The 13,738-nt window shown below is 49.9% G+C and carries 13 protein-coding genes; 3 read left to right on the top strand and 10 right to left on the bottom strand.

The annotated features are described in order from the left end of the window. Positions 1-31 precede the first annotated feature (31 nt). Positions 32-1,051: a substrate-binding domain-containing protein gene (locus tag PGW97_RS17400; protein ID WP_047884886.1), complete on the top strand. Its 1,020-nt coding sequence runs from the start codon at positions 32-34 to the stop codon at positions 1,049-1,051. 183 nt (positions 1,052-1,234) lie between these two features. Here the strand turns inward: PGW97_RS17400 and PGW97_RS17395 are convergent, their stop codons facing one another. The 5 genes from PGW97_RS17395 to PGW97_RS17375 all read right to left on the bottom strand — a co-directional run bounded on the left by PGW97_RS17395 (position 1,235) and on the right by PGW97_RS17375 (position 7,019). Further along, positions 1,235-1,555, bottom strand: a complete 321-nt coding sequence (locus PGW97_RS17395) for an AzlD domain-containing protein (RefSeq protein ID WP_047884771.1) — start codon at positions 1,553-1,555, stop codon at positions 1,235-1,237. Continuing rightward, a complete protein-coding gene (locus PGW97_RS17390; protein WP_047884772.1) occupies positions 1,552-2,247 on the bottom strand; it encodes an AzlC family ABC transporter permease in 696 nt (231 codons plus the stop codon). The genes PGW97_RS17395 and PGW97_RS17390 overlap by 4 nt, the downstream gene beginning before the upstream one ends. A gap of 48 nt (positions 2,248-2,295) precedes the next feature. Then, complete coding sequence (locus PGW97_RS17385; RefSeq protein WP_273860258.1) at positions 2,296-3,126, bottom strand: helix-turn-helix transcriptional regulator; 831 nt, start codon at positions 3,124-3,126, stop codon at positions 2,296-2,298. A gap of 253 nt (positions 3,127-3,379) precedes the next feature. Further along, the gene (locus tag PGW97_RS17380) at positions 3,380-5,881 is read right to left on the bottom strand and encodes a purple acid phosphatase family protein (RefSeq protein WP_273860257.1); all 2,502 of its coding nucleotides are present in this window, start codon (positions 5,879-5,881) and stop codon (positions 3,380-3,382) included. 403 nt (positions 5,882-6,284) lie between these two features. Beyond that, positions 6,285-7,019 (bottom strand): beta-ketoacyl-ACP reductase, encoded by a 735-nt coding sequence (locus PGW97_RS17375; RefSeq protein WP_047884888.1) that lies wholly within the window; start codon positions 7,017-7,019, stop codon positions 6,285-6,287. Between the two features lie 255 nt (positions 7,020-7,274). Between PGW97_RS17375 and PGW97_RS17370 the strand changes: the two genes are divergently transcribed. Continuing rightward, entirely contained in the window at positions 7,275-8,243 is a 969-nt protein-coding gene (locus tag PGW97_RS17370; protein WP_047884773.1) for a LysR family transcriptional regulator, read from the top strand. A gap of 56 nt (positions 8,244-8,299) precedes the next feature. On the opposite strand, the gene astB is transcribed toward PGW97_RS17370, so the two are convergent. The 5 genes from astB to PGW97_RS17345 form a co-directional block, all read right to left on the bottom strand. Further along, on the bottom strand, positions 8,300-9,634 hold the full coding sequence (gene astB, locus PGW97_RS17365; RefSeq protein WP_217393296.1) for an N-succinylarginine dihydrolase: 1,335 nt from the start codon (positions 9,632-9,634) through the stop codon (positions 8,300-8,302). Positions 9,635-10,132: 498 nt separating this feature from the next. After that, positions 10,133-10,465 (bottom strand): SMR family transporter, encoded by a 333-nt coding sequence (locus tag PGW97_RS17360; RefSeq protein ID WP_373689507.1) that lies wholly within the window; start codon positions 10,463-10,465, stop codon positions 10,133-10,135. Between the two features lie 114 nt (positions 10,466-10,579). Next, positions 10,580-10,966 carry a hypothetical protein gene (locus PGW97_RS17355; protein ID WP_273860256.1) on the bottom strand — a complete coding sequence of 129 codons (387 nt, stop codon included), beginning with the start codon at positions 10,964-10,966 and terminating at the stop codon, positions 10,580-10,582. 316 nt (positions 10,967-11,282) lie between these two features. After that, a complete protein-coding gene (locus tag PGW97_RS17350) occupies positions 11,283-12,206 on the bottom strand; it encodes a cation diffusion facilitator family transporter (protein WP_047884777.1) in 924 nt (307 codons plus the stop codon). Positions 12,207-12,330: 124 nt separating this feature from the next. Further along, complete coding sequence (locus PGW97_RS17345) at positions 12,331-12,918, bottom strand: DNA-3-methyladenine glycosylase I (RefSeq protein ID WP_047884778.1); 588 nt, start codon at positions 12,916-12,918, stop codon at positions 12,331-12,333. A 406-nt stretch (positions 12,919-13,324) separates the two neighbouring features. On the opposite strand from PGW97_RS17345, the gene PGW97_RS17340 reads away from it, so the two are divergent. Next, positions 13,325-13,603: a hypothetical protein gene (locus PGW97_RS17340; protein WP_273860255.1), complete on the top strand. Its 279-nt coding sequence runs from the start codon at positions 13,325-13,327 to the stop codon at positions 13,601-13,603. Positions 13,604-13,738: the final 135 nt, after the last annotated feature.

The raw sequence follows: 13,738 nt of genomic DNA, 5'->3' as shown, positions 1-13,738 counted from the left end.
CGGTTCAGGGAGTCAGCACACAGGGGAAACCATGGCGACCATAAAAGATGTAGCAAAATACGCCGGAGTCTCAACCTCCACCGTCAGCCACGTTCTCAATAAAACCCGCTTTGTCAGTGAAGACATTTCGGTACGTGTGATGGCGGCGGTTGAAGAGCTCAACTATGCGCCTTCAGCGCTGGCGCGCAGCCTTAAGGTCAACCATACCCGTACCTTCGGGATGTTGCTGACAACCTCAACCAACCCGTTTTTCGGTGAAGTGGTCAAGGGCGTTGAACGTCGCTGTTACCAACAGGGATATAACCTGATCCTTTGTAACACCGAAGGGGATCTGGATCGAATGCATGACAATCTCGATACCCTGCTGCAAAAGCGTGTCGATGGCCTGCTGCTGATGTGCAGCGAAATGGAAGGCAGTGTGTTTGATCCGTTTTCCCGCCATCAGCCGGTGCCGACCGTTGTAATGGACTGGGGGCCGGTTGATTTTCCGAGCGACAAAATTCAGGACAACTCCCATCATGGTGGGTATCTGGCGACCCGCCACCTAATCGAACAGGGCCATACCCGAATCGGCTGCCTGACCGGCCCGCTGGATAAACTTCCGGCACAACAACGTCTGTCCGGATTTATTCAGGCCATGGAAGAAGCCGGGCTGGAAATCAATAAGCAGTGGATCGCCTCCGGCAACTTCGAATGCGAAGGTGGTGAGCTGGCTTTTAATGAGGTCTTTGAGCGGGGCGAATTACCGACCGCTCTGTTTGTCTGTAATGACATGATGGCAATGGGCGTGATTAACACGGCCAATAAAAAAGGCATCAAGGTGCCGGAGGATTTATCTATCGTCGGCTACGATGACATAAAGCTGGCGAAGTACATCACGCCGTCACTGACCACCATTCACCAGCCTAAACATCGGCTGGGGCAACAAGCCGTGGATACACTGCTGGATAAGATCCACAGTAAACGTGCGACCAATACCGTTATCCAGCTGGAGCCGACCCTTGTTGTCCGCGACAGCGTGCTCAACCTCAACCCTACGGATACCATTTGATCAGCGTGGCGGTTGTTCAACCATCCCGCACAGGCTACCGCTCAACATGATCATTTGACCTGAGCACACACCCAATGAGCACACTAAAAGGCTGCGAGGATTCGCAGCCTTGATTTACGTAAAAAACGGTTTTGCGAGGATCAACTGTTTTTCCGTGATTCGCCCCGACTCAGACGCCGCATTTCAAGACGCGAACAGCCACAGCTTTAATACCAGAAAGATCCCCATGCTGGTCAATACCGTCGCCAGCACGTTCTTTGTTTTCCATGCCAACAAAATGGCAAACGTGGCAGCCAGCAGATACGGAGCGTTGTCGCTTAGTACCAGCTCTCCTTTAGGCATAAAGACAATCGGCCCCCAGATCGCGGTCAGCACCGCAGGGCTGGCATAACTCAGAAACCGCTGAGCATTTGCCCCCATTTTCAGCGGTAATGACGGCTCGAGAAACAGATACCGACTGAGAAACACCACGGCCGTTAGCGCAATTATCGTCAGAAAAATCATGGCTGTACCCTCCGTGTTTCCAGCAGATACCCCGTCAGCATTCCTCCCAAGCTAGCAATCACCAACCCGCTTTCAATGCCGAAATAGCTCATCATCACAGACAGAATCAATGCCACCAGCGCCGCGCACAACATGGGCACATTCTTCAGCGTCGGAATCACAATGGCGATGAAAGTCGATGCAATGGCAAACTCCAGACCGTATTCATTCAGCGACGGAATGTTGGTTCCGGCGACAATGCCGGCAAACGTGGCCGCGTTCCAGATCAGATAAAAACTCAGTCCCGCCCCCAGCGCGTACCAGGGGTCAAACCGCGCCTTATCCTGATTGGCACACACGGCAAATAGCTCATCGGTCAGCAGAAACCCCAGCACCACCCGCCAACGAACATTCAGCGGACTGATCCGATCCCGCATCGCCAGCCCGTATAAGAAATGGCGCGACGTCACAAAGAAAATGGCCACCAGCATACTGAACAGACTCGCACCGGTTTTAATCATCCCCATGGCCACCAACTGTGCCGCCCCCGCAAACAAGATGGCAGACATGGCCTGCCCTTCCAGCGGATTTAGCCCGACATCCACAGCAAAAGATCCGGCGAGGATCCCCCAGGGCACCACCGCAATACTCAATGGGGAAATAGCCAATGCGCCCTGCGCTGCTTGTTGTAAGCGGTTCGATCCCACTTCCATCGTTAATATTCCGTCTTTTTCCACACAAACTCCTTACTTTTATAATTTTTAATGACGGTTCGCTTTTACATACTGGCCGGGGGTTATCCCCATCGCCTTTTTAAAGTGACGATGAAGATGGCTCTGATCATGAAAGCCGGATTCAACGGCAACGTCCGCCAACGGCAAGCCATGCTTGAGCATGGTTCTTGCGCGTTTCAACCGCACCTGGATCTGATACGCATGAGGCGGCAAACCAAAGGCTTTGCTGAACGCTCTCACTAAGCCAAAAGGGCTCATGCCTGCTAATTGTGCCAGCTCTGCCAACGTCACATTCCAGGTTGCATACTCATCGAGAAAGGATTTGACCTGTGACAACGCCTGTTCAGAAGCCTTGGCAGGTGCGGCATACAACCGGGATTGACCGTGACGCAGCATCAGACTGCTCAGGGCAGAGTACACCAGCGTTTCCCGTTGTAAGGGGTTGTCTGAAACCTCCAGAACGTCAAACACCTGCTTGAGATGGGCTGCCAGAACATCGTCTTTCACGACAGGTTCAGGAAAATAAGGTGCGCCATATTCTGGCATCCCTAAATCCCGGCTCAGCTGAACAAAATGCTCCGGCAGAGGATACATTGCGCGATAAGCCCAGCCGCCCTCAGTGGCCGAATAGCCACTGTGAATTTCATCGGCATTAACCAAAATAATGGTGTTCTGTGGCGCGGTATGTTCACCCCCAGTTCGGTAAAACCCCTGCGCACCGTGTTCGATAACGCCGACGGTGTAACCTTCGTGGGAATGCCTGGAAAATGTCTGCTCGATGTAGCGCGCATTGAGAAACTCAAGCCCTTCCAGTTCAGCCACATCTGAATAATTGACCTGATTTTTTCGTGGCTGCATATGGCACTCTCTGATGATTTTCCCTGGTTATCAACATATCGCAATCATGACGATTTGTTTTGTACAAAATTGCACATTCAATAATCGGGGAGATTCTGAGAGTAACAGAAATCTGCATACTGTCATCAGCAAAAAGCCCCCGGCAATTACCGGGGGCCTGATAAGCGACGCTAGCCGTCAATAAAAAGCTCAATATACATATGAATCACTTGAGGCCATATTGCGCGCAAAAAAGCGTGATTAATCACCAAGGTTATGGTGTGGTCAATGACACACGGAAGTTATCCAGGTGCACATCAGCCATGTTCCCCGACAATTTTACCGCACGCACCGTTAGCTTTAGGTTGTCAGTGCCTGTCGGCAGCAACCCGACCGCTTCATTATCGAGCCATTGCTGCTTGCGGCTGAGGGTTTTCACCACGATAGGCTCTCCGACAGTTGCTCCCTGACTGTCTTGCGGCTGCAGGGTAACAACCGCATGATCCCCGTCGCCCCAGCCATTGCTGCTGAAGGTTAGTCGGACAAAAGCTGCCGACTGGGAAATGGCATCATTGAAACCGCTGACATCGATGATCTGGCTCATTTCATCGTAAGGATCACCGCCGGCGGCGTTGTTATTCGGGCGGGCACTGAAATAGTAGGTGCCTTCACTAGCAAGAATATCGTCCATATCCGATGCTACGCGCCAGTATCCCATATCGACCGACCAGCCTGTCAGAGCATTCAGTTCAGCTCCGGCATTTTCCATGTTCAGCGATGATGTCGAACCAGCGGCAATGGCCAGCGTTGCCTTGTCACTCCACTCAGACCAGCTCAGGTGTTCATCTCGAACTCGGGCTCGCCAATACCAGGTTTCGCCCGGGAATAGTGTTAGTACTGGCGCAGAGCTGCCGTTGAACGGATCACGATAAGAATCATGGGAATACTCAGAAGCCCGCTTCTGCCATTTATACGATTCATCCCCCCCCATCATCACCTTGCCGGAAAAGTCGGCCAGGTCAATTCGGGTCAGATCAACGCCCGCCTGAGTATCCACTGGCATCCCCTGAATGGTGCCATCCTGCATTGGCCAGATGTTGTGACGACGAGTCTTATTCCCCCAGATATCAAACACATCCTGTTCGAAACTTGGATCTTTGCTCAACTGCCACTGCACTTCATACACACCATCACTTTGCGGGTGAGTAATCGCCAACTTCATATTATTGAAAGCAACGTTACCGTTCCCTTCCAGCACTTGCGGTGCATCCACCGAGGCACGTTTCATGGTCAGCGTATCTGACACTGTGAATGTCTCTTTTAGGCTGGCCAGTCCCTCTCCTTTCGACGCCACTTCCGCACTGTAACGGGTCAGTGAAATAGACGGTTCCTGTTGCTGATTGAATGTCAGCAGGTTAAAACCAAATTCGCTCTGGCTGATGGCAAAGGTGTCATAATCTCGGGTATCTTTGTTGTAATAGTTATCATCGTTGATTTTTTCTCTGTATCCCGCTGCGGTGGCCGCATTCAGCCACAGGTGGTTGGTATCCATTGACTGGCCACGGGAGTACGCATGCGTGTGACCGAAGAAGTGGCCTGACATCTTACCGCTGCGACGGGTGAAATCTTCCATCTCCGCCACCATTTCACAACTACCAATACTTTCCCCGGACAGCCACAATTCCGACAAACACGGATGGTGGAACATGCTAACGACATAGTCTACGTTGTTATCTGTTTCCGTGGCCGCCAATTGTTCGCGCAACCACTGGCGCTGAATCCCAAGAATCTCCGCCTGGAATTTGCCGTGATTTTTTGAGATTGGGTAGCTATCTAGGCCAATCATCCGTAAGTTGCCGTAATCCAGGAAATACCACTGCTCTTCATATCCCATCGAGCCGTTTTCAGGCTGCTGGAAAAAATGGCGGTAATTCGACAGCTCAGGGTTGCCGTAATAATCGTGGTTGCCCGGCACAGCAACCAAAGGGACATACGGCGTAATCGCTTTAAGCTGGTCGAAGAAATCCCGACGCCATTGCAACAAGCTTTCACCGTTATTAACAATGTCACCAGAGATAGTGATCGCGGCAATATTCGATGCACACTGCTCAGCCTCGTTGGCACAAACATGGGCGACAATCCCTTTGCTGACCAGATCGCTCAATGCCCCCAGCGTATTGTTATTTTGTGTATCGCTGATAGCGATTACATTAAACGCTTCCGGTGTCCGCCCCGCTTCGGGGTACGTTTTGAACGCATAACGGGGAGAGACCGCGGTAATCCCGCCTTCACCTGCAACCACATAGTACTCGTACAACGTATCTGCCTTCAGCCCGGTCAGAGACGCGCTGTAAAGTGTGGTCTGGTCCACGGCAACAGGTTCAGCAATCTGGAATTCCCCCTGACTACCGGCAGGCCGTACCCAGACGGTCAGCTTACTCTCCTCTGATTCAAACAACACCGCCATATGATCAGCAGACGGTTGTTGCAAATACGGATGGATCGTAAAGGTGACAGCGGTATCCGACTCGGGCGCAGGTATCACCACCGCCGGTGGCTCAATCACTTCACCACTGCCTGAATCGGTATTGCCTTCTTTACCACCGTTATCGACATGATCATTGTCGTTACAGCCTGCCACTAACAACGCTGACATGAGTAAAGCGACGACTTTTTTCATTGGCAGTGTTTCAAACGAGGGGGAAGCGAAGGGAGGCACTGCGGGTGGCATAGTGAGAGAAAGAATCGTGCCGGGCTGCTCTGTTTTCGTAGACATTCTTACATCCTTTTATTTTAAGGCTTACTGACCGTTTTTTACTGGACTAGTCCAGCAAGGTTCGCAAGCCATACTAGGGACGCTATGTGACAGAAAATGACAGAATGGATGACAATTAGGTAGCAGAAAATTGACAACGAGGCATGGCTTTCTGGGCCGAGAATAGAAAACAGCAATCAAATACGCAGGCGGCCGCCCCCAAACCAAGAGGAGATATTCAGATCATCCATAAGATGGACTAGCCCAGAAGTCGTTCAGGCAGAAGACAAGACAAGACAAGAATTTGCGGTGATACAAAAATAAGCAAGGCCATCATAAATGATGACCTTTGACATGGTACCTGCTGAGATCGGCTTTGCTGACTCAAAACATACAACAGAATCGCTGTATGAATTGAATACGATTAAATCACCAGGCCACCATCGACTTTCAGCGTCTGACCGGTAATGAACGCCGAGTTATCACTTGCCAGAAACAGCGCAGCATTAGCGATGTCTTCCGGCTTGCCCATACGCCCCAGAGGCGTTTTGCTGCGCATGTAGTGCAGCACTTTTTCCGGCAAATCAACGGTCATCGGTGTTTCGATGAACCCTGGGGCAATGCAGTTCGCCCTGACCTGCGCCCCTTTACGTGACAGTTCTTTAGCCCAGCCTTTCGTCATTGCAATCACACCGCCTTTAGTCGCCGCGTAGTTGGTTTGACCAATATTGCCGTCAGTACCCACGACCGAGGACATAGTAACAATAGAACCTGCGCCATTTTCCATCATGACCGGTGCAACCGCCTGCGTCATATTGAACACCCCTTTGAGGTTCACGTCACAGACAAAATCCCACTCTTCTTCGGTCATTTTCTCAATCAGGTTATCGCGCGTTACCCCTGCGTTATTGACCAGTACATCAATTCTGCCATGTTCGCTTTTTACCTTTTCAACAAACTGCTGAATGGACGCCCGGTCGCAGACATTCAACTCCACCACAGTAACATTCGGATACTTGGCTTCCAGCGAAGCCATTGCAGCCCCATTCATATCGCAAGCATACACCTGTAATGCATCGTGTTTTGCAAATGTTTCTACAATGCAGCGACCAATCCCCTGCGCCCCACCGGTGACAATACAGACTTTGTTATTTAGCATCATTTCTTCCCCTTTCTGAATACCAAACTGAAAAACGCCAAACAGATACATAATGGTATTTGCAATAGCGACTACAGTTGCGTCGGGTACCACAACTCACTGTATGTCCCTATTGTAGTTGAGCCATGCAAAATGATTACCAACATTGCTGCAATTCTCCTTTGCGAATATATGCAACTGTCATCGTTCTTTCGTGGTTCTCTTTTTTCAGGTTTGCTATAAAAGGACAAAGGAAGCGGCGAATCAGGATTGATCATGCTGGACAAGGTTGTTTTTTTTCTACATGTGGTGCGCACGGGCTCGATCAGTGAGGCCGCCAAGCTGAATAATATGTCAGCATCGGCCGCCAGTCGCTGGCTCAACGAGCTGGAAGAAGGGATGGGGGTCAGTCTGCTAAAGCGGACAACACGCAAAATTACCCCAACCCAGGCAGGTCAGCGTCTGTATGACAGGTTCAGTCTGCTACATACCGAAATTGATGACGTATTCAATGAAGTTCAGAACATGAGCAGCGAAGATCGCGGCACAATCAAAATTGCCAGCACGCCGCTGTTTGCCAAGCATTACCTCAGCCAAATCATCGGTGAATATCTTCAGCAGCACCCGTCACTCAATTTCGTCGTACTGGAAACCGCGTTTGAAGTGGATCACGTGCATGACGTAGATTTCGCCATTCGAGCCAATGCCACATACCGCGGATTTCAGGATAAAGACAGTTTACTGGTCAAGCGGGCGTTACTTAAAGAGCCACTGATGGCCTGCTGCGCCCCGGCCTACATCGAAAAATTCGGCAAACCTGTCATCCCCGATGATCTGAAACATCATCACTGCCTCTATGCGACAACTCTGGTGGGCGGGAACCGTTGGATCTTCGAGCAAAACGGAGAATACTCTTCCGTCGAGATACCCCAGACGGTCGAAGCGGATGACAGTGAAATCCTGCGAAACATTGCCATTGCCGGTGGTGGCGTTGCTTACCTGCCCTACAGCCTGATAAAGCGGGATCTGGAGCTCAAACGCCTGACCCCCATTCTGGAAAACTATGTCAGTAGCCAGTTTGAGCTTAATCTCTATTTCAAACCACGCAAATACATGCCGGCTCGCTGTGCAAACTTCAAAGATTATCTGATCAGCCGGGTGGCTGATATACAACCTCTGAAACAACAGGGATGGTCCCGCCAGCAAACCGTTAAAGCCGTTATTGAATCAAGCGGAGCAGAATGAAAAAAGCCCCGACAGAAAACCCGTCGGGGCTGCATAACAGGAAGCAAAGAAAGGAACTAGCGCTGGAACGGGTACACTGCACCCAGGCCAAGAATCCGGGTCAGTTCGTCCAGTGCCGTGCGGGATTCAACCAACAGCTGTGGATCAGCCAAATCCGCCTCAACCAGGCGATCGCGGTAATTGCGATCCACCCAATCATTCAGGGTTGCGAACAAGGTATCGTTCATCAAAGTATTCGGGTTAACGGCAGCCTGCTCCGCTTCGTTCAGAACAACACGCAGGCGCAGACACGCCGGGCCACCGCCATTTGCCATGCTCTGTTTCAGGTCAAAGACCTTCACTGCGTCAATGCCGCGTTTTTCTGCCAGCAGTTGCTCAATGTATGCCCATACATTCTGGTTATTGCGGCATTCTTCCGGCAGAACCAGAACATTATCACCGTTAGGCATCGCCAGCAGTTGCGAGTTAAACAGGTAGCTAGTAACGGCATCATCAACTGAAACCGCGCTGGTCGGCACTTCAATCACTTTGAAATCACCGCCCAGTTTCAGGCCAAGTTCATCGTACACTGCTTGTTGATTCAGGAACGCCTGCTCGTGACAGAACAGAATATTCTTGTTACCCACAGCGATAACGTCGTTGTGGAAAACGCCGGCATCAATCACCGATGGATTTTGCTGGGCAATTACCACTTTGTCATCATGCAGTTGGTGCAGACGCGCAACGGCTTCACACGCTTCAAAGGTGTGACGAGCCGGGAATTTCTGTGGTGCCGGGAAACGGCTGTCGAACGCGTGACGGCCAAAGACAAAGAATTCAACGCCTTGCTCGCCGTATTCGTGGCAAAAGCGAGTATGGTTTGCTGCGCCTTCATCACCAAAGTGCTCCACACCCGGTAGAGCTGGGTGGTGGACAAAGTGACCTTCATCCGCAAACGTCGCTTTCAAAATACGGCCAGTCACTTCATGCTCAATTGAGCGATGGAATTTGTTTGTCAGGTTTGCTGGCGTGAAGTGAACTTTACCGTCAGCGGTATCTGCCGAAGGAGATACGGTTGCAGCATTTGCCGTCCACATGCTGGATGCCGAACAGCAGGCCGCCAATACTTTAGGCGCTTGTTTGGCCGCCGCAGTAATCACATCCTGATCACTGCCGGTGAAGCCAAGGCGACGCAGAGTATAAACATCCGGACGCTCTTGCGGCGCGAGTACGCCTTGCACCATTCCCAGATCCGACAGCGCTTTCATCTTCGCCAAACCTTGTTTGGCCGCTTCTTTCGGATTCGATGGGTTAGCCTGGTTTTTTGCCGAGGCTACGTTACCAAACGACAGACCACTGTAGTTATGAGTTGGGCCAACCAACCCATCAAAATTTGCTTCAAGTGCTTTCATAGACATTCCATGTTTAATTTCCACATCGACACAATAACAAAACCATTACATTTCCAACAACCTCAGCACATCGCATTAAAATTCATGATATTTAAGATAGAAATCTCTGCATCGAGCATGACTATGCACCTCTCCGGTCAAACCCGATGTCGTCTACTGGTTCCTTTTCGGCACGATAGACCTTTTAATCTTTATCTCAATTCCGGAAAATTTCCTGTCTGATTACAAACAATCGCGAACAGGCCGCGACATATTTACGCGTTTCAAGATCACAAAAAGCCAGCTTTTTTAAGGCTGGCTTTTTGTCTTTTTTGTGCTCTGGATCAGGATTCAAGCATTGTGAACCTCTTAGGTACGTTGCTTTTTTGTACGGCTACGAACGCCTGCAGGGTACTTTCATCATTGATCTTTCATTTTTCATCAGTCGCCATCCGTTTTTACGGATACCCTATGCCAGATAAAAAATACAATTGAAACCATGCCCAATAAACCGGGGATTCAGTGACTCACGGCGCCAGAGAACAAGTTAATCACCAGCGTACCGGCCAATATAAGCAACATACCTATCACCGCCGCCAGATCCAGCTGCTGACCATGCCATAACCAGCTGATCATCGCGACCAGGACAATACCGGCTCCACACCAGATGGCGTAAGCAATGCCAATGGGTACCGATTTCACTGTTACTGACAGCAGGAAAAACGCAGCGGCATAGCCCACCAGGGTGACAACGGTTGGTAAAGGTTGGGTAAATTGCTGGGTTTTCGGCAACATAGATGTGGCAATTACCTCGCAGATAATCGCTATGGATAACGCCAGCATCGGGGGCATAGACGCAAGAGACTTCAGCATCAATTACACTCTTGTGAGAAGAAAACGAAACCCGCGGAGTGTAATCGAGAATCATGAAAAATTCATGAAGAATCCGCTACATATCCCATTCAATTACATATCCCACTCGACAACGTGCCCTTCATCAAACACCCCATCGCTGTAAGCCGGTGAGTAATTAATAAAAATATTACTCTTATCAATTGGCAACTGTTCAGACAGGCTTTCAGCAATCAATTCCAGCATATCGGCAATGTCATTCTCCGTGTTGAAATTGGGAGCCACCAAATGAACCAGAATCGGATGCGTTTTCGCTGGCTGGCAATCGACGACCTTGCCGTTATGGGCATAGTGATGCGGAGTCAGGAAGTCCCAGGTTGCCATCACATGCTGTAGCGAGATCCCGCTGCCTTCCGCCAGGGTACGAGATAACTGGCTCAAGACGGTTGGAATATCCACTTCCTGGGCAAAAGGCAGCGATTTTATACGGACTAACGGCATACATCCCCCGATTGATATGCGGCACCAGCCGCCCACTGTCTGCTCTGGCTTTTGTCTGCCTCAGGCCTGGTCTCACAACAGCCTATGGCAAGCACAATCCCTGCCTGTTGTCGCTCCTGATAGGTCGCGACAACAGGCAGAGACTATTAAGCCGATTGCATGTCACCTGTTAAGAAGATAGTTAATAAGAACGGTCACGTATTATCTTAAAAATGAGACAAAAACAAAAAAGTGACAACATAAAGTGCAAATTTTTTACACTTTCATGAAGTCACTTTTCATAGTCACTTGAAGGGTGATCAGCTATTCGCCGGTTTTAATCGCAGCTTTTATCGTCGCAGCATGGGTTCACGATACGCTCTGCACAGGTGAATGGCTCAATGTGGATAATCACATCCACCACTTCTGCCATTTCATTGAGAAGGTGCGATTTGAACTCTTCACTAATAGTGTGGGCATCTTCGACCCGCATATCCGGGTCGACCAGCAGGTGGAAATCGAGCAAAATCGTGCTGCCAGTACGGCGACTGCGGATCGCATGTACTTCTTTGATTTCCGGCACCTCTGAAGCGTACTTCTGTATTTGGCTTTCAACATCGGTATCCGCTTCAGCTTCGGTCAATTCCAGAATTGCCGGCCAGAGAATATCAAACGCCGCTTTCATGATCATGGCGGTAACAATCAGTGCGGCCACCTGATCCAGATAATGCAGCCCCGGCACCATCCAGTTCACAATCACAGCGATCGCTACCGGCAACGAACTGAGTGCATCGGACCGATGATGCCAGGCGTTCGCATGCAATGAGCGACTGTTGATGCGCTTTGCTTGTACCACAGTCCAGCGATACAGAGCTTCTTTCACCAGAATCGATGCCAGTGCTGCCCAAAATGCCATCATGCCAGGAATGGTTGGCGCGGTATGACCAAGTGCTGACGCCGCATCCCAGCCAATACCAATCCCGACCGCGGCCAGGAGAACACCGATAAAAATATTGGTGAGGGTTTCAAAACGGCCATGCCCATACGGGTGGCCTTTGTCGGCCGGTGCGGTCCAATAACGGGAACCAATCAGAATCGCGGTATCAGTAACCAGATCAGAAAAACTGTGGACACCGTCAGCAACCAGTGCCTGGCTTCCGGTCATCTTACCCACGGTGATTTTCAGCAGCGCCAATCCAACGTTGGCAATCGAGCCAATCCAGGTTGCACGATGAATGATTTTAATTGGAGTATCGGACATTGTTCTCCACTCGGAAACATACAAATCTATCTCGGCATGATACGCCCGTTACCCGGTACCAGCCAGCACAAATGCCTTGCAGATACAAAGGGCTGGCGTAAAAAACAGAGATTTTACAGTCACGTTACGGCTGTTGTACCTCGCGGTGACAATAACAGGTAACAAGATGATCATTCACCATGCCCACCGCTTGCATGAATGCGTAGCAAATCGTTTCACCGACAAAGGTAAAACCGTGTTTTTTCAGAAATCGGCTTAGCGCTTTGGACGTGTCAGTCGAGGCTGGCACCTCAGACATAGCTTGCCAGTGATTAATGACAGGCTGGTGATCCACAAATTGCCAGAGTGCCTCAGCCAATGAGCCATATTCACCAATCAGTACCTTGGCGGCACGGGCATTCTGAAAAACCGAGCGGATCTTACCGCGATGTTTAATCACATCGAATTGCTCAACAATTTGCTCTACCCGCTCATCCAGGTCGGCATCGTCATAGGCGGTAAGCTTGTCCAAGTCATAGTGCTCAAACGCAGTACGGTATGCATCCCGGCGTTTCAGGACGGTATACCAGCTCAAACCCGCCTGCGCGCCTTCCAGTGTCAGAAATTCAAACAGATATTTATCACATTTATTCACCCTTCCCCACTCTGCATCGTGGTATTCACGTTCGAGTGGCTGTTTCATTGCCCATGCACATACTGTTTTTTCTGACATTTTTCCTCCTTTCAGTCAGCCCAGGCCGGAGCAATAACGCCCGACCTATTGATCCATTAAAAAATTGAAGACTGATAGCCGCAGCCTCAGAGCTAGCCTATCCCAGCCGCTGTTTCATTGCACAGTTCAAGAGATCAGTAAGGGGTAAATAAACAGTATTCGGGAAACAAGAACGAATGTCACGAGCAAAACAGTGCCTGGTTTATCCGACAGTACTCTTATCGGATGGACTCTCAAACTGGAACCCAAACCGAAACAATGTAACTAACATACAAGACAGTTACATTTTTAGATAACCAGAATCACAGTTAGCAAAGTCAGCAGCTTATTTGAAATTGAAAAATACAGCCTTCGTTCCATAATGGGCTCATCAATACATTGCTATTGATTTTATAAAAGGACTTTTATGAGACATATCGCCGATTTTATCGAGCAGTTAGAAAACGGAACCGACCCGTTCAACATTTGGGTCTACTCCAGTAAAGGTCAATACAGTCAGTTTGGCAAAGAAGGCAAAAAAGTTCGTACTCCGGCTTTACAGCAGGCACTGGACAAACATTTGCAGATCATTGTCGAAATGAACAGCGATGATAGTGCTTACCTGCTTTTGCCGGAAGTACATGCCGTGGTACCCGTGTCATTCAGTGATGGCCAGGTACATGCGTTGACCCGACCAACCGCCTGAGTCGATTTTCGGTTTACAGCAAAGAACGATTAATAATGATACCCGGCTAGGTTCATATATTCTTGCTGATAACAGTCTCTCGACATCAAAACAGACCAATTGCTGGTCTGTTTTTTTATGCCTGCTTTCCGGCAG

This window comes from Photobacterium sp. GSS17, assembly GCF_028621875.1.
GTDB lineage: Bacteria > Pseudomonadota > Gammaproteobacteria > Enterobacterales > Vibrionaceae > Photobacterium > Photobacterium ganghwense.
The sequence above is the reverse complement of the archived record's forward strand: the minus strand, read 5'-3'. Positions and strand labels throughout refer to the sequence as shown.